This is a genomic window from Enterobacter sp. CM29 (assembly GCF_013179605.1).
Taxonomy (GTDB): domain Bacteria; phylum Pseudomonadota; class Gammaproteobacteria; order Enterobacterales; family Enterobacteriaceae; genus Enterobacter; species Enterobacter intestinihominis.
Map to the genome: position 1 here is coordinate 1 of NZ_JABMCU010000025.1, position 15,892 is coordinate 15,892.

The 15,892-nt window shown below is 54.7% G+C and carries 16 protein-coding genes; 14 read left to right on the plus strand and 2 right to left on the minus strand.

All coding sequences use genetic code 11. The features are described from left to right. The coding region (locus tag HP459_RS05305) for a substrate binding domain-containing protein (RefSeq protein WP_171936001.1) at window positions 1-626 on the plus strand (626 nt) is incomplete at its 5' end. Between the two features lie 40 nt (window positions 627-666). Here HP459_RS05305 and rne read toward each other — a convergent pair. After that, window positions 667-3,774: a ribonuclease E gene (gene rne / locus HP459_RS05310; protein WP_023299794.1), complete on the minus strand. Its 3,108-nt coding sequence runs from the start codon at window positions 3,772-3,774 to the stop codon at window positions 667-669. A 570-nt stretch (window positions 3,775-4,344) separates the two neighbouring features. Here rne and rluC point away from each other — a divergent pair. Beyond that, complete coding sequence (gene rluC, locus HP459_RS05315; RefSeq protein ID WP_041907418.1) at window positions 4,345-5,292, plus strand: 23S rRNA pseudouridine(955/2504/2580) synthase RluC; 948 nt, start codon at window positions 4,345-4,347, stop codon at window positions 5,290-5,292. A gap of 79 nt (window positions 5,293-5,371) precedes the next feature. Here the strand turns inward: rluC and HP459_RS05320 are convergent, their stop codons facing one another. Then, a complete protein-coding gene (locus HP459_RS05320) occupies window positions 5,372-5,956 on the minus strand; it encodes a nucleoside triphosphate pyrophosphatase (RefSeq protein WP_032624478.1) in 585 nt (194 codons plus the stop codon). 140 nt (window positions 5,957-6,096) lie between these two features. On the opposite strand from HP459_RS05320, the gene yceD reads away from it, so the two are divergent. The 12 genes from yceD to holB all read left to right on the plus strand — a co-directional run bounded on the left by yceD (window position 6,097) and on the right by holB (window position 15,887). After that, window positions 6,097-6,618 (plus strand): 23S rRNA accumulation protein YceD, encoded by a 522-nt coding sequence (yceD, locus tag HP459_RS05325; RefSeq protein ID WP_003857966.1) that lies wholly within the window; start codon window positions 6,097-6,099, stop codon window positions 6,616-6,618. A 16-nt stretch (window positions 6,619-6,634) separates the two neighbouring features. Continuing rightward, the gene (rpmF, locus tag HP459_RS05330; protein ID WP_003857964.1) at window positions 6,635-6,808 is read left to right on the plus strand and encodes a 50S ribosomal protein L32; all 174 of its coding nucleotides are present in this window, start codon (window positions 6,635-6,637) and stop codon (window positions 6,806-6,808) included. 81 nt (window positions 6,809-6,889) lie between these two features. Beyond that, the gene (gene plsX / locus HP459_RS05335) at window positions 6,890-7,924 is read left to right on the plus strand and encodes a phosphate acyltransferase PlsX (RefSeq protein ID WP_204268580.1); all 1,035 of its coding nucleotides are present in this window, start codon (window positions 6,890-6,892) and stop codon (window positions 7,922-7,924) included. A gap of 6 nt (window positions 7,925-7,930) precedes the next feature. After that, on the plus strand, window positions 7,931-8,884 hold the full coding sequence (locus tag HP459_RS05340; RefSeq protein ID WP_003857960.1) for a beta-ketoacyl-ACP synthase III: 954 nt from the start codon (window positions 7,931-7,933) through the stop codon (window positions 8,882-8,884). Between the two features lie 15 nt (window positions 8,885-8,899). Next, window positions 8,900-9,829 carry an ACP S-malonyltransferase gene (fabD, locus tag HP459_RS05345; RefSeq protein ID WP_022647738.1) on the plus strand — a complete coding sequence of 310 codons (930 nt, stop codon included), beginning with the start codon at window positions 8,900-8,902 and terminating at the stop codon, window positions 9,827-9,829. A gap of 12 nt (window positions 9,830-9,841) precedes the next feature. Next, window positions 9,842-10,576, plus strand: coding sequence for a 3-oxoacyl-ACP reductase FabG (gene fabG / locus HP459_RS05350; RefSeq protein ID WP_022647739.1), 735 nt, complete (start codon window positions 9,842-9,844; stop codon window positions 10,574-10,576). Between the two features lie 154 nt (window positions 10,577-10,730). Beyond that, a complete protein-coding gene (gene acpP / locus HP459_RS05355; protein ID WP_003857954.1) occupies window positions 10,731-10,967 on the plus strand; it encodes an acyl carrier protein in 237 nt (78 codons plus the stop codon). A 91-nt stretch (window positions 10,968-11,058) separates the two neighbouring features. Further along, entirely contained in the window at window positions 11,059-12,300 is a 1,242-nt protein-coding gene (gene fabF / locus HP459_RS05360) for a beta-ketoacyl-ACP synthase II (RefSeq protein ID WP_022647740.1), read from the plus strand. 120 nt (window positions 12,301-12,420) lie between these two features. Beyond that, a complete protein-coding gene (pabC, locus tag HP459_RS05365; RefSeq protein ID WP_165715747.1) occupies window positions 12,421-13,230 on the plus strand; it encodes an aminodeoxychorismate lyase in 810 nt (269 codons plus the stop codon). Window positions 13,231-13,232: 2 nt separating this feature from the next. Further along, entirely contained in the window at window positions 13,233-14,255 is a 1,023-nt protein-coding gene (yceG, locus tag HP459_RS05370) for a cell division protein YceG (protein WP_171936002.1), read from the plus strand. Beyond that, window positions 14,245-14,886, plus strand: coding sequence for a dTMP kinase (gene tmk, locus HP459_RS05375; protein WP_022647743.1), 642 nt, complete (start codon window positions 14,245-14,247; stop codon window positions 14,884-14,886). Before yceG ends, tmk begins: the two co-directional genes overlap by 11 nt. Next, on the plus strand, window positions 14,883-15,887 hold the full coding sequence (gene holB / locus HP459_RS05380) for a DNA polymerase III subunit delta' (RefSeq protein ID WP_022647744.1): 1,005 nt from the start codon (window positions 14,883-14,885) through the stop codon (window positions 15,885-15,887). The genes tmk and holB overlap by 4 nt, the downstream gene beginning before the upstream one ends. The last annotated feature ends 5 nt before the right edge of the window (window positions 15,888-15,892 follow it).

Below are 15,892 nucleotides of genomic sequence, written 5' to 3' on the forward strand. Positions count from 1 at the left end.
CTCACGCGTTTGGCCAGGATCAGCTACTAAAACCGTTAACCCAATTTTTGCAGCGCTATCCCCAGCTTTCTGTTGAGTGGATGCTTAACGATCGCTCGGTTGATTTCCTCGGCGACAACCTTGACTGTGCTATTCGGGTAGGCGTGGAAGTCGATCCGGCAACCGTGTCTGTGCTACTGGCTGAAGTGCCGCGCTCGGTGGTAGCGTCACCGGCACTCCTTGCCCGTTTTCCCGCGGTTAACACGCCGGACGATCTGCAACATCTCCCCTGGATTGCAATCAGCTCTTTTTATCAACGCCATGTGGAACTCTTCCACGAGGCAACACCCACCCCGGCGAGAGTTACCATTACGCCACGCCTGAGTACCGACAGCCTGTATGTAGCGCGCAATACGGCAATCACCGGGCTAGGCGTGGCGGTGGTATCCAGCTGGACGGTACAGGATGATATTCGGGAAGGGCGACTGGTGCATTTACTGCCAGAGTGGCAGCCAGCAGCGCTACCGGTACATCTGGTTTATCCCTGGTCACGCTATTATCCGGCGCGCTTGCGGCGTTTTCTGGAGCTGATGCGGCAGATAATGCCGGAGGTCACCGGTATGAGAAAGCCCCTGCAACAGCCATAAAAAAGCCGACCCGAAGGTCGGCTTTCAGTCTTAGCGTGCGTTATTCAACAGGCTGAGGACGAGTAGCTGGGGCAGTAGCCATGTGCGTCGCACTGTGACCACCGGCAGCACCTTTACCTTCGAAGTTGAATTCCGGACGAACCCAGTCACTATGGCGTGGTGCTTCAGGCACGTACTCAGGTGCCGGGGCACGAGTCATTGGCGCGGTAGCAATGTGAGCAGGCGCTACAGCTTCAACGATCTCAACCGGCTCAGATTTCACTTCAGGCGCTTTGACCTCTTCGACAACAGGTTCAACCTGAATCTCGACGTCCTGAACAACCTCTTCCGTCACCGTTTCGACGGCAACGTCTGCGGGCTCTTCTGCTGCGGATACAGGCTTAGCGTCTTCCGCGACTTCTTCAGCCACCACGGTATCTTCTTCGGCAATGATCTGCGGTGCGGCATCAACCGGCGCAGCAATTACTTCAGGATGGGTCGTTTCCACTTCCACAGCCTGCGGCGGCGCTGTTTCAACAACCTGCGGTTCGACCACGGTTGCCGCTTCAGTCACGACATCTTCCACCGCGACGACCGGTGCAATCACCTCTTCGGTCACAGCCTGTTCTTCAACAGCCTGCTCCGGACGTGCAACCGGATAACGGATCCAGACTTTACCGGATGCCATCTCAGGTGACGCGCACGCCACGGTCATTGGCATTGGAGACTGGGTCGGGTAACGCTCGTCACGATAACGACGGCGACGCTGACCGCTCACGCGCAGATGGCGTGGAGAACGGCGGGAGCGACGCGGCATACCTGCGTTATCACGATTTTCGCTGCTTTCGTCCTGCTCAACCTGATTTTCCACTACGGCTGGCAGGTCAACTTTCGCAACCTGAGTACCCGTTGTGCTTTCAACCGCTTCAACCGCGATAACGTCGTTTTCTTCGGCCTGAACAACACCCACACGTACTTTCTGGGTCAGCTGGCGCTGCTTACGACGCGGCATAACCTGAGTACGCTCTTCCTGCTCAGTGTCCTGCTGTTCTACAGGCGCTTCGCGATTCAGGTTTTTGACTTCCTGCTGAGCCTGGCGTTTGTCATCGTTACGACGACGGTTACGCTCGCGGCGAGGCTGCTGCTCGTCACGCTGTTTGCTCTTCTCGGACTCATCGCCCGCCTGCTGGCGAATCTCACGATCTTCAACGTTCTGCTGTTGCTTCTCGCGACGGTTGCGACGGTTGTCCTCGCGCTGTTCACGACCTTCGTTGTTATCGGAACGATTATCACGGCGCTCATTACGATCGCCACGGTCGTTGCGGTCGCGACGGTTGTTCTGACGCTTACGACGGTCCTGCTGACGCTCTGGTTTCGCTTCTTTTGGCGCTTCTTTCGGCTCCTCAGGCTGAACTTCTTCGGCGGCAAACATTTTTTTCAGCGCACCGATGATGCGGCTCAGGAGACCAGGCTGCTCAGGCTGCGCTTTTGGCGCGGCAGGAGCCACTTTCTGCACAGCAGGTTTTTCCGCTGGTTTTTCCAGCGTCGCTTCTGGCGGTGCTTCCGGCATGATGAAGGTCGCTAAAGCTGGCTGCTCAGGCAGTTTACGCTCGGCAGGCTCTTCATCAGACGGCAGCGCCATTTCTTCTTCATGCAGCTTCGGCAGCAGGTAGCTGAGGGTGCTTGTCTCTTCGCCTTTGCGCACGCGCAGCACGTGATAGTGCGGGGTTTGCATCTCGTCGTTTGGCACGATGATGCAGCGAACGCCGCCCTGACGCGCTTCGATTGCGCTCACCGCTGCACGTTTTTCGTTCAGCAGGTAGGAGGCAATCGGCACTGGAACAATAGCGTGAACCTCTTTGGTGTTCTCTTTCAGCGCTTCTTCTTCAATCAGACGCAGAATAGAGAGGGAGAGAGATTCATTGTCACGCACGGTACCTGTACCGGAACAGCGCGGGCAGACGTGATGGCTGGACTCACCCAGAGACGGGCTGAGGCGCTGACGGGACATCTCCAGTAGGCCAAAGCGAGAAATATGGCTGATCTGGATACGCGCGCGATCCTGGCGCACCGCTTCACGCAGACGGTTTTCAACCGCACGCTGGTGGCGAACCGGGGTCATGTCGATGAAGTCGATAACGATCAGACCACCCAGGTCGCGCAGGCGGAGCTGGCGGGCGATTTCATCAGCGGCTTCAAGGTTGGTATTGAAGGCGGTCTCTTCGATGTCGCCGCCGCGGGTTGCTCGCGCGGAGTTGATGTCGATGGCGGTCAACGCTTCGGTGGTATCGATAACGATAGAACCGCCGGACGGCAGACGCACTTCACGCTGGAAGGCAGACTCGATCTGGGATTCAATCTGATAATGGCTGAACAGCGGGATTTCACCGGTGTACAGTTTAATTTTGCTGGTGAAATCCGGGCGACCCAGCGCGGCGATGTGCTGGCGAGCCAGCTCAAGCACTTTCGGGTTATCAATCAGAATTTCACCGATGTCCTGACGCAGATAATCACGGAAGGCACGCACGATGACGTTGCTTTCCTGGTGGATCAGGAACGGCGCAGCACGGCTTTCTGCCGCTTTCTTGATGGCTTCCCAGTGTTTCAGGCGGAAGCTCAGGTCCCACTGCAACGCTTCGGCAGATTTGCCAACGCCTGCGGTGCGCACGATAAGGCCCATGCCGTCTGGCAGTTCAAGACTTGCCAGTGCTTCTTTCAGCTCGGTACGGTCATCGCCTTCGATACGGCGAGAGATGCCACCCGCACGCGGGTTGTTTGGCATCAATACCAGATAGCTTCCTGCCAGACTGATAAAGGTGGTCAGCGCGGCGCCTTTGTTGCCACGCTCTTCTTTATCGATCTGGACGATAACTTCCTGACCTTCACGCAGAACATCTTTGATGTTCGGACGGCCATGGGAGTTGTAGTTTGCAGGAAAATATTCGCGGGCGATTTCTTTGAGAGGAAGGAAACCGTGACGCTCAGCACCGTAATCGACAAATGCAGCTTCAAGGCTTGGTTCAATGCGGGTGATTTTGCCTTTGTAAATGTTCGCTTTTTTCTGTTCGTGTCCAGGACTTTCGATATCCAGATCGTACAGGCGCTGCCCATCCACAAGGGCGACACGCAACTCTTCTTGCTGAGTTGCGTTGATTAACATTCTTTTCATCGTAACTTACTCGTTATTCTTACATTGACGACAAAGCTGCGGGCAAGGTGACGCTTTCCGGGGTATGAACCGATGGCCTCGTGTCTATTCACGTCGCCAACCTCACGGTTGTCGCTCGCTTAAGAGGCGCAGAGTGTCGGTTGCCTGTATTTCATAGGGAAACACAGCGCAATTATCAGGGGAATTGCCTGGGAAAACTCTCCAGAGAACAATCCTTATACCGGGAAGTACTGCAACCCGCAGCCCGCTAACTGCCTGAAAGATCAATACGTCTTACGCCATTGCTGCGTGGATGATCGGTCAGACAAAATTGGTCATTCCGTCGACATCCTTACAAAACCCGGATTTAACGCGGAAAACGGATTCATTATTCCACTGCTCGCCGGGTTATAGCAAGATGACTTTTACCAATTATCACCCGGTTACTCACAGTTTCTTCACTTCAACGGGGTGATTGGTTTAATAACCACCAAATCGATTGCGCGAAAGGGGAGTGGTCCGGATAAAAGTAAATATAAGCATAGAAAAATGAGTGGCGCTAATGTCAGACGCTATTTAGAATCGCCAACCATGAAAACAGAGACTCCAGCCGTAAAAATGGTTGCCATCGCCGACGACGAGGCGGGGCAACGTATCGATAATTTTTTGCGCACCCAATTGAAGGGTGTGCCAAAAAGTATGATTTATCGCATCTTGCGTAAGGGTGAGGTGCGGGTGAACAAAAAACGTGTGAAGCCCGAGTACAAGCTCGAGGCGGGCGATGAAGTCCGCATTCCACCGGTACGTGTTGCAGAGCGTGAAGAAGAGGTCGTTTCTCCGAAGCTGCAAAAAGTCGCGGCTTTGAGCGACGTTATCCTTTATGAGGACGACCACATTCTGGTGCTGAATAAACCGTCCGGAACGGCGGTACACGGGGGGAGCGGTCTGAGCTTCGGCGTGATCGAAGGTTTACGTGCGCTGCGCCCGGAAGCGCGTTTCCTCGAACTGGTTCACCGTCTTGACCGTGATACCTCAGGCGTGCTGCTGGTGGCGAAAAAACGTTCTGCACTGCGTTCCCTGCATGAACAGCTGCGCGAAAAAGGGATGCAGAAAGATTATCTGGCGCTGGTGCGCGGCCAGTGGCAGTCCCACGTGAAAGTGGTGCAGGCGCCGCTGCTGAAAAATATTCTGCAAAGCGGTGAGCGCATTGTTCGTGTAAATCAGGAAGGGAAACCGTCTGAGACGCGATTTAAAGTAGAAGAGCGCTACGAATTCGCCACGCTGGTGCGCTGTAGTCCGGTGACGGGGCGTACTCACCAGATTCGCGTCCATACCCAGTTTGCAGGCCATCCGATTGCGTTCGACGATCGCTATGGCGATCGCGAGTTTGATAAGCAGTTGGCGGGTACGGGGCTGTCGCGTCTGTTCCTGCATGCGGCAGCGCTGAAGTTTACCCATCCTAATACCGGTGAAGTTATCCGTATTGAAGCGCCGCTGGATGATCAGTTGAAACGCTGCCTGAAAGTTCTGCGCGGCTGATTATGTGCCGGGTGGCGCTGCGCTTACCCGGCCTACGAAATCCGTAGGCCCATACAAGCGAAGCGCTGCTGGGCAAAAATCACATCGTCAGCGGATTACACTCTTCTCGCCTTAACATCTGGCAGAGCGCAATCAGCGGCAACCCCACCAGCGTGTTGGGATCCCGCCCGTCCAGCTTGTCGAACAGTGCAATTCCCAGTCCTTCACTTTTGAAACTCCCTGCGCAGTTCAGAGGACGTTCCCGACGCACGTAATCCATAATCTCCTCCTCGCTGAGATGACGGAAGTGCACATCAAATGGCTCGCACTCGGTTTGCAGATGACCGGAGGCGGAATTATAAAGCGCCAGGCCGGTATAAAAGGTCACGATACTGCCTCGCGCACGCAAAAGCTGCTGGCAGGCGTTTTCTTCCGTATGCGGTTTACCGGTGATTTCGCCGCCCAGCACACAAACCTGATCGGAGCCTATAATCAGATGAGCGGGGTAACGTACGGCCAGCGACTGTGCTTTCTCTTTCGCGAGACGGGTCACCAGATGACGCGGTGACTCGCCCGGCTGTGGCGTTTCATCCACCTCCGGCGCGGCGCATTCAAACGGGATCCCGAGCTTTTCCAGCAGCATTCGGCGATAAGGTGAAGTGGAAGCAAGGACGAGATTTGGCATATTTTTATCACCAGATATAGCGTATCGATGCCAGCCATTTTAAACTACAGGCCGCAATGTGTGCGAATAATTGGCAAAAGGCAGCTCTGGTTGCCTTTTTCTTTGACTCTATGACGTTACAAAGTTAATATGCGCGCCCTATGCAAAAGGTAAAATTACCCCTGACTCTTGATCCGGTTCGTACGGCTCAAAAACGCCTCGATTACGAAGGAATCTATTCTTCCGATCAGGCTGAGCGTATTGCCGAATCTGTAGTCAGTGTGGACAGTGATGTAGAGTGCTCCATGTCGTTCGCTATCGACAACCAGCGCCTCGCCGTTTTAACCGGTGATGCAAAGGTGACGGTAACGCTCGAATGTCAGCGCTGCGGGAAACCGTTTGTACAGCATGTTCACACAACGTATTGTTTCAGTCCGGTTCGTTCTGACGAACAGGCTGAAGCACTCCCGGAAGCGTATGAACCGATTGAGGTTAACGAATTCGGTGAAATCGATCTTCTGGCGCTGGTTGAAGATGAAGTCATCCTCTCCCTGCCAGTCGTTCCGGTGCATGATTCTGAACACTGTGAAGTGTCCGAGGCGGACATGGTCTTTGGGGAACTGCCTGATGAAGCGCAAAAACCAAATCCATTTGCCGTATTAGCCAGCTTAAAGCGTAAGTAATTGAGGAGTAAGGTCCATGGCCGTACAACAGAATAAACCAACCCGTTCCAAACGTGGCATGCGTCGTTCCCATGACGCGCTGACCGCAGTTACCAGCCTGTCTGTAGACAAGACTTCTGGTGAGAAACACCTGCGTCACCACATCACCGCTGACGGTTTCTACCGCGGCCGCAAGGTTATCACTAAGTAATCACGCGTCAGCGTGATTAGGCTTAGTGAGGAACTTCCCCGTGAAAACGGGGAGTTTACCGAACCAGGCTGCGACGATACCTTGACACGTCTAACCCTGGCGTTAGATGTCATGGGGGGAGATTTTGGCCCTACCGTGACAGTGCCTGCAGCATTGCAGGCACTGAATTCTAATTCGCAACTCACACTTCTTTTAGTCGGTAATCCCGACACAATCACGCCATTACTTGCAAAAGCTGACTTTGAACAACGTTCGCGTCTGCAGATTATTCCTGCGCAGTCAGTTATTGCCAGTGATGCCCGGCCATCGCAGGCTATTCGTAATAGCCGCGGCAGCTCTATGCGCATAGCGCTGGAGCTGGTGAAAGAAGGGCGAGCGCAGGCTTGCGTCAGCGCGGGAAATACTGGCGCGCTGATGGGGCTGTCGAAATTATTGCTCAAGCCGATTGAGGGCATTGAGCGTCCGGCGCTGGTGACGGTGTTACCGCATCAGCAGAAGGGCAAAACGGTGGTGCTCGATCTGGGCGCTAACGTAGATTGTGATAGTACAATGCTGGCTCAGTTTGCCGTGATGGGGTCGGTGCTGGCAGAAGACGTGGTCGGGATTACTAATCCCCGCGTTGCGTTATTGAATATTGGTGAAGAAGAGACCAAAGGCCTGGACAGTATCCGCGACGCTGCGGAAATACTCAAACAGGTTCCCTCCATCAACTATATTGGTTATCTCGAAGCCAATGAGTTGCTGACGGGCAAAACGGATGTATTAGTGTGTGATGGCTTCACCGGAAACGTGACGTTGAAGACCATGGAAGGGGTCGTACGAATGTTCCTTTCTCTGCTGAAATCGCAGGGAGAAGGTAAAAAAAGGTCCTGGTGGCTGATTTTATTAAAGCGTTGGTTACAAAAAAGCCTGACGCGGCGATTCAGTCACCTCAACCCCGACCAGTATAATGGCGCCTGTCTGTTAGGATTGCGCGGCATCGTGATTAAGAGTCATGGCGCCGCCAATCAGCGAGCATTTACCGTCGCGATTGAACAGGCAGTGCAGGCGGTGCAGCGACAAGTCCCTCAGAGGATTGCCGCTCGCCTGGGATCTGTATTAGCTAAAAGTGACTGAGCGTACATGTATACGAAGATTTTAGGTACCGGCAGCTACCTGCCAAAACAAGTGCGTACCAACGCCGATCTTGAAAAAATGGTAGATACGTCTGACGAGTGGATTGTCACGCGCACAGGTATCCGTGAACGTCGTATCGCCGCGCCAGACGAAACTGTGTCCACCATGGGCTACGAAGCCGCTCAGCGAGCGCTTGAGATGGCTGGCATTGATAAAGAACAGATCGGGCTTATTGTGGTGGCGACAACATCTGCCACGCATGCCTTCCCAAGCGCAGCGTGCCAGGTGCAGAACATGCTCGGCATCAAAGGCTGCCCGGCATTTGATGTTGCAGCGGCGTGCGCGGGTTTCACCTATGCGCTGAGCATCGCCGATCAGTATGTTAAATCGGGTGCCGTAAAATATGCGCTGGTGATCGGTGCTGATGTGCTGGCGCGTACCTGCGATCCAACCGATCGCGGCACAATCATTATTTTTGGCGATGGCGCGGGCGCGGTGCTGCTGGGGCAGTCCGAAGAACCAGGCATCATCTCCACGCACCTGCACGCTGACGGTCGCTACGGCGAGCTTTTAACGCTGCCTAACGCCGATCGCGTTAATCCGGACAGTTCGATTTACCTGACAATGGCGGGTAATGAAGTGTTCAAGGTGGCCGTGACCGAACTCGCTCACATTGTTGATGAGACACTGGAAGCGAACAATCTGGATCGCGCCGCACTCGACTGGCTGGTACCGCATCAGGCTAACCTGCGTATTATCAGCGCGACGGCGAAGAAGTTGGGCATGTCTATGGATAACGTTGTGGTGACGCTTGATCGCCACGGCAACACCTCTGCGGCTTCGGTACCGTGCGCATTTGACGAAGCGGTACGCGATGGACGAATTAAACGGGGCCAACTGGTCTTGCTTGAAGCCTTTGGTGGCGGGTTCACCTGGGGTTCCGCGCTGGTTCGTTTCTAGGATAAGGATTAAAAAATGACGCAATTTGCTTTTGTGTTCCCGGGACAGGGCTCACAAACTGTTGGGATGTTGTCTGAAATGGCAGCAAACTATCCGGTTATTGAAGAGACTTTCCGTGAAGCTTCTGACGCGCTGGGTTATGATCTGTGGGCGCTGACCCAGCAGGGCCCAGCTGAAGAGCTGAACAAAACCTGGCAGACTCAACCGGCACTGCTGGCAGCCTCCGTCGCATTGTGGCGCGTATGGCAGCAGCAGGGCGGCAAAACGCCGGCGCTGATGGCGGGTCATAGCCTGGGTGAATACTCTGCGCTGGTCTGCGCAGGGGTGATTGCCTTCGCTGACGCGGTCCGTCTGGTTGAATTGCGTGGTAAGTTTATGCAGGAAGCGGTGCCAGAAGGCACGGGCGGCATGTCTGCCATCATCGGTCTGGATGATGCTTCTATTGCTAAAGCCTGTGAAGAATCTGCTGAAGGTCAGGTCGTTTCTCCGGTAAACTTTAACTCGCCAGGCCAGGTAGTTATCGCGGGTCATAAAGAAGCGGTTGAGCGTGCAGGCGCTGCCTGTAAAGCTGCGGGTGCAAAACGTGCACTGCCGCTGCCGGTGAGCGTGCCGTCTCACTGTGCGCTGATGAAACCCGCTGCCGATAAGCTGGCGGTTGAGCTGGAAAAAATGACCTTTAACGCACCGACGATTTCCGTTGTGAATAACGTCGATGTGAAGTGCGAAACCGCGCCGGAGGCTATCCGTAACGCGCTGGTTCGCCAGCTCTACAGCCCAGTTCAGTGGACCAAAACCGTTGAATTTATGGCGTCTCAGGGCGTTGAACATCTGTATGAAGTCGGTCCAGGTAAGGTACTTACCGGTCTGACAAAACGTATTGTAGACACCCTGACTGCCTCGGCGATTAACGAGCCGGAAGCAATGAAAGCGGCACTCTCGCAATAAAAGAGGAATACCATGAGTTTTGAAGGAAAAATTGCCCTGGTGACCGGCGCAAGCCGCGGTATCGGGCGTGCTATTGCTGAAACACTGGTTGCGCGCGGCGCGACGGTGATCGGGACTGCGACCAGCGAGAATGGCGCACAGGCCATCAGCGAGTATCTGGGTGCGAACGGCAAAGGTCTGGTACTGAATGTGACTGAACCAGCATCTATCGAATCTGTTCTGGAAAATATTCGCGCAGAGTTTGGCGAAGTGGATATTCTGGTCAATAATGCCGGGATCACTCGCGACAACCTGTTGATGCGAATGAAAGATGATGAGTGGAACGATATTATCGAAACCAACCTGTCATCGGTATTCCGTCTGTCAAAAGCGGTAATGCGCGCTATGATGAAAAAGCGTCATGGACGTATTATCACTGTAGGTTCTGTGGTTGGTACCATGGGAAATGCTGGTCAGGCTAACTACGCTGCGGCGAAAGCAGGTCTGATCGGTTTCAGTAAGTCGCTGGCGCGCGAAGTCGCGTCCCGCGGAATTACTGTAAACGTTGTTGCTCCGGGCTTTATTGAAACGGACATGACGCGTGCGCTGACCGATGATCAGCGTGCGGGTACGCTGGCGGCAGTTCCAGCGGGTCGTCTTGGCGACCCTAAAGAAATCGCCAGCGCGGTTGCATTTTTAGCCTCTGACGAAGCGGGTTACATCACTGGTGAAACCCTCCACGTCAACGGCGGGATGTACATGGTTTAATCACGATCGAAAATATTTGCGTTATTTGGGCAAATGGCCTCAAAATAACGTAAAATCGTGGTAAGACCTGCCGGGATTTAGTTGCAAATTTTTCAACATTTTATACACTACGAAAACCATCGCGAAAGCGAGTTTTGATAGGAAATTTAAGAGTATGAGCACTATCGAAGAACGCGTTAAGAAAATTATCGGCGAACAGCTGGGCGTTAAGCAGGAAGAAGTTGTGAACTCCGCTTCCTTTGTTGAAGACCTGGGCGCAGATTCTCTTGACACCGTTGAGCTGGTAATGGCTCTGGAAGAAGAGTTTGATACTGAGATTCCGGACGAAGAAGCTGAGAAAATCACCACCGTTCAGGCTGCCATTGATTACATCAACGGTCACCAGGCGTAAGTGAACATCTCCAGGCGGTCATTCGACCGCCTGAGTTTTATCTTTTGTAGTCCCACGAATCTCTTTTTTTATCCCTCCCTGGAGGACAAACGTGTCTAAGCGTCGTGTAGTTGTGACCGGACTTGGCATGTTGTCTCCTGTCGGCAATACCGTAGAGTCCACCTGGAAAGCTCTCCTTGCCGGTCAGAGCGGCATCAGCCTAATCGACCATTTCGATACTAGCGCCTATGCAACGAAATTTGCTGGCTTAGTAAAGGATTTTAACTGTGAAGAGATCATCTCGCGCAAAGAACAGCGCAAGATGGATGCCTTCATTCAATATGGAATTGTCGCTGGCGTTCAGGCCATGCAGGATTCTGGCCTTGAGATTACGGAAGAGAACGCTACCCGTATCGGCGCTGCTATCGGCTCCGGGATTGGCGGTCTTGGCCTGATCGAGGAAAACCATACATCTCTGGTGAATGGCGGCCCGCGTAAAATCAGCCCGTTCTTCGTTCCGTCTACGATTGTAAATATGGTGGCAGGTCACCTGACCATTATGTTCGGCCTGCGTGGCCCAAGCATCTCAATCGCGACAGCCTGTACGTCTGGCGTGCATAACATCGGCCAGGCCGCGCGTATCATCGCGTACGGCGATGCAGATGCTATGGTTGCGGGCGGTGCTGAAAAAGCCAGTACCCCGCTGGGCGTCGGTGGCTTCGGTGCAGCGCGTGCGCTCTCTACCCGAAACGATAATCCTCAGGCGGCGAGCCGTCCGTGGGATAAAGACCGTGATGGTTTCGTGCTGGGTGACGGTGCAGGCATGATCGTACTGGAAGAGTACGAACACGCGAAAAAACGTGGCGCGAAAATTTATGCTGAAGTTGTTGGCTTTGGCATGAGCAGCGATGCTTACCACATGACGTCTCCTCCAGAGAACGGCGCAGGTGCTGCGCTGGCGATGGAAAACGCCATCCGTGATGCGGGCATTACGCCGGCACAGATTGGCTACGTTAACGCGCACGGGACATCTACCCCTGCGGGCGATAAAGCAGAAGCGCAGGCGGTTAAGTCTATCTTCGGCGAATCTGCCAGCCGTGTACTGGTGAGCTCCACGAAATCCATGACCGGTCACCTCCTGGGTGCGGCGGGTGCAGTAGAATCAATCTACTCTATTCTCGCGCTGCGCGATCAGGCTGTACCGCCAACCATCAACCTGGATAATCCAGATGAAGGTTGCGATCTGGACTTCGTTCCCCACGAAGCGCGCCAGGTTAGCGGTATGGAGTACACCCTGTGTAACTCCTTCGGCTTCGGTGGGACTAACGGTTCTCTGATCTTCAAAAAGGTCTGAGTCTGGTTAGTCGCTGACGATAATAAAGGTCCGCTTGCCGGGCCTTTTTTATTAGGTGATATCCCCTTGTCCGGCTAACCACATCCTGCCAGACTGAGCCTCCATGCATAAGGAGCCACTATGTTTTTAATTAATGGCCTTGAGCAAGAAATGCTGCCGGCAAGCGACAGGGCGACCCAGTTTGGAGATGGCTGTTTCACGACCGCGCGTATTCTCGACGGTGGCGTGTGCCTGCTCGGGGCCCATATCCTTCGTTTACAAAAAGCCTGCGAAGCATTACTTATCCCCTTCTCGCAGTGGGACATTCTTGAAAGTGAAATGCGTCGGCTGGCGTCAGAGAAAGCAAGCGGCGTCCTGAAAGTCATTATCAGCCGCGGCAGCGGTGGTCGGGGCTATAGCGGTTCTGCCTGCCAGCATCCTGTGCGGATCCTTTCCGTTTCAGATTATCCTTCCCATTACGCGCACTGGCGTGAAGAGGGCGTAGTCCTGGCGCTTAGCCCGGTACGTCTGGGGCGAAACCCGATGCTCGCTGGCATAAAACATCTTAACCGTCTTGAACAGGTGCTTATTCGTACTCATCTTGAGCAGACGGAGGCCGGGGAGGCGCTGGTTCTTGACAGCGAAGGGTACATTACGGAATGCTGTGCGGCTAATTTACTCTGGCGGAAGGGCAGTGACGTATTCACGCCTTCGCTGGAGCAGGCCGGAGTCAACGGCATTATGCGGCAATTTTGTTTGCAACAGCTGGCACGCGCAGGCTTTCGCGTTGTTGAAGTTAACGCTAAGGAAGAGGCGCTGCTGGCTGCCGAAGAAGTTGTTATCTGCAATGCGCTGATGCCCGTTGTCCCCGTTCGCGCTTATGACCGCAAGTGCTGGTCATCCCGCGAGCTGTTCCAGTTTCTGGCCCCGTTATGTGAGCAAACCAGGTAGTCATGAAGAAAATGTTACGCTTTGTCCTCCTTCTTATCGTTGCGTTCGGAATCGCTGGCGGAGCGGGAGTGTGGAAAGTCCGTCAGCTGGCTGAAAGTCAGATCCTGATTAAAGACGAGACGATTTTTACCCTGAAAGCGGGGACCGGGCGGCAGGCGCTTGGTCAGCAGCTGTATGACGACAAAATTATCAATCGTCCACGCGTATTCCAGTGGCTGCTGCGTATTCAGCCGGACCTGTCCCATTTCAAGGCCGGTACCTATCGTTTCACCCCTGGCATGACCGTGCGCGAGATGCTGCAACTGCTGGAGAGTGGTAAAGAAGCCCAGTTCCCATTGCGTTTTGTGGAAGGTATGCGTCTGAGCGATTATCTCAGGCAACTGCGTGACGCGCCGTACATCAAGCATACGCTGAAAGATGACCGCTACCAGACCGTGGCAGACGCCTTAAAATTCGAACATCCCGAGTGGGTGGAAGGCTGGTTCTGGCCCGATACGTGGATGTATACGGCAGGCACGACGGATGTGGCAATTCTGAAGCGCGCGCACAACAAAATGGTCGCGGCGGTAGACGCTGCGTGGAAAGGGCGATCAGAGGGGCTGCCTTATAAAGATCAAAACCAGTTCATGACGATGGCCTCGATCATCGAGAAAGAGACGGCCGTTGCTGCCGAACGTGACCAGGTTGCCTCGGTGTTTATTAACCGTCTGCGCATCGGCATGCGTTTGCAAACCGATCCTACCGTCATCTACGGGATGGGCGAAAACTACAACGGCAGGATTTCCAGAAAAGATCTGGAAACGCCAACGGCGTATAATACCTACGTGATTAGCGGCCTGCCGCCTGGACCGATTGCGACGCCGAGTGAAGCATCATTGAAGGCCGCCGCGCACCCGGCCAAAACGCCGTATCTCTATTTTGTGGCTGACGGAAAAGGGGGGCATACGTTCAATACCAACCTGGCCAGTCACAATCGCTCCGTTCAGGACTATCTGAAGGCACTTAAGGAAAAAAATGCGCAGTAAATACATTGTCATTGAGGGACTCGAAGGGGCGGGCAAAACCACCGCCCGTAACGTGGTGGTGGATACGCTGAAATCGCTTGGCGTCGCCGACATGGTCTTCACCCGCGAGCCGGGCGGTACGCAGCTGGCGGAAAAACTGCGCAGCCTGGTTCTGGATATCAAATCCGTTGGCGATGAAGTTATTACCGACAAAGCGGAAGTGCTGATGTTCTATGCGGCGCGCGTTCAGCTGGTGGAGACGGTGATCAAACCCGCTCTGGCAGAAGGCAAATGGGTGATTGGCGATCGCCACGATCTCTCAACCCAGGCGTATCAGGGCGGTGGCCGGGGTATCGATCAGGCCATGCTGGCTACGCTTCGCGACGCGGTTCTGGGCGATTTCCGTCCTGACCTGACGCTGTATCTGGACGTGACCCCTGAGGTGGGCCTGAAGCGCGCCCGTGCCCGCGGCGAACTGGACCGCATTGAACAGGAGTCTTTTGATTTCTTTAACCGCACCCGTGCGCGTTATCTGGAACTGGCCGGGCAGGACAAGACCATTCGTACCATCGATGCGACGCAATCCCTTGAAGACGTTACATGTGATATTCAGCAGACCGTTACGCAGTGGCTACAGGAGCAGCAGGCATGAAATGGTATCCATGGTTGCGCCCACACTTTGAACAGCTGATCGGCAGCTATCAGGTTGGTCGGGGGCATCATGCGTTACTGATCCAGGCGCTGCCGGGAATGGGTGATGATGCGTTGATTTACGCCATAACCCGCTTTCTGATGTGCCAACAGCCGGAAGGACATAAAAGCTGCGGTAAGTGCCGGGGTTGCCAGCTCATGCAGGCGGGCACGCATCCTGACTATTACACCCTCGAACCTGAGAAGGGCAAAAATACGCTCGGTATCGACGCGGTGCGTGAGGTCAGTGAGAAACTGTACGAATATGCGCGTCTGGGGGGGGCGAAAGTGGTGTGGCTGAAAGACGCCGCGCTGCTCACGGAAGCCGCAGCCAACGCGCTGTTAAAAACCCTGGAAGAGCCGCCAGAAAACACCTGGTTTTTCCTCTCCTGCCGCGAGCCGGAACGCTTGCTGGCGACGCTGCGCAGTCGCTGCCGTCTTCACCACCTTGCTGTCCCTCAGGAATCCTGGGCACTCGCCTGGCTTGAGCGGGAAGTGACGGTGTCACAAGACGCGGCGCTCTCAGCGTTGCGCCTGTGCAGCGGTGCGCCTGCGGCTGCGCTGGCCTTATTACAGCCCGAAGTGTGGTCCCAGCGTGAAACGCTGTGTCGTGCGGTTGAATCAGCCCTCGACAGCCATGACTGGCTGAGCGTGCTGCCAGCGCTGAACAGCGATCAGGCTCCGGAACGGCTGCACTGGCTGGCCGCGCTGCTGCTGGATGCGCTCAAAATTCAGCAGGGGGCTACGCTTCTGACTAACCCTGACGTGTGGGCGCTGGTCACCACGCTGGCGAATCGCCTGTCAGGGCAGTCGCTGCACGCTATCCTTCATGATATCTGCCAGAGTCGTGAACAACTTTTGACGGTAACCGGTCTCAATCGCGAGCTTTTACTGACCGACCAGTTACTGCGTATTGAACACTACCTGCAACCGGGCGTCATACCGCCGGTTTCCCACCTCTGAGAGAG

Coding starts and splice junctions, on each gene's coding strand:
- rne (WP_023299794.1), bottom strand. CDS start 3,774: ATGAAAAGAATGTTAATCAACGCAACTCAGCAAGAAGAGTTGCGTGTC.
- rluC (WP_041907418.1), top strand. CDS start 4,345: ATGAAAACAGAGACTCCAGCCGTAAAAATGGTTGCCATCGCCGACGAC.
- HP459_RS05320 (WP_032624478.1), bottom strand. CDS start 5,956: ATGCCAAATCTCGTCCTTGCTTCCACTTCACCTTATCGCCGAATGCTG.
- yceD (WP_003857966.1), top strand. CDS start 6,097: ATGCAAAAGGTAAAATTACCCCTGACTCTTGATCCGGTTCGTACGGCT.
- rpmF (WP_003857964.1), top strand. CDS start 6,635: ATGGCCGTACAACAGAATAAACCAACCCGTTCCAAACGTGGCATGCGT.
- HP459_RS05340 (WP_003857960.1), top strand. CDS start 7,931: ATGTATACGAAGATTTTAGGTACCGGCAGCTACCTGCCAAAACAAGTG.
- fabD (WP_022647738.1), top strand. CDS start 8,900: ATGACGCAATTTGCTTTTGTGTTCCCGGGACAGGGCTCACAAACTGTT.
- fabG (WP_022647739.1), top strand. CDS start 9,842: ATGAGTTTTGAAGGAAAAATTGCCCTGGTGACCGGCGCAAGCCGCGGT.
- acpP (WP_003857954.1), top strand. CDS start 10,731: ATGAGCACTATCGAAGAACGCGTTAAGAAAATTATCGGCGAACAGCTG.
- pabC (WP_165715747.1), top strand. CDS start 12,421: ATGTTTTTAATTAATGGCCTTGAGCAAGAAATGCTGCCGGCAAGCGAC.
- yceG (WP_171936002.1), top strand. CDS start 13,233: ATGAAGAAAATGTTACGCTTTGTCCTCCTTCTTATCGTTGCGTTCGGA.
- tmk (WP_022647743.1), top strand. CDS start 14,245: ATGCGCAGTAAATACATTGTCATTGAGGGACTCGAAGGGGCGGGCAAA.
- holB (WP_022647744.1), top strand. CDS start 14,883: ATGAAATGGTATCCATGGTTGCGCCCACACTTTGAACAGCTGATCGGC.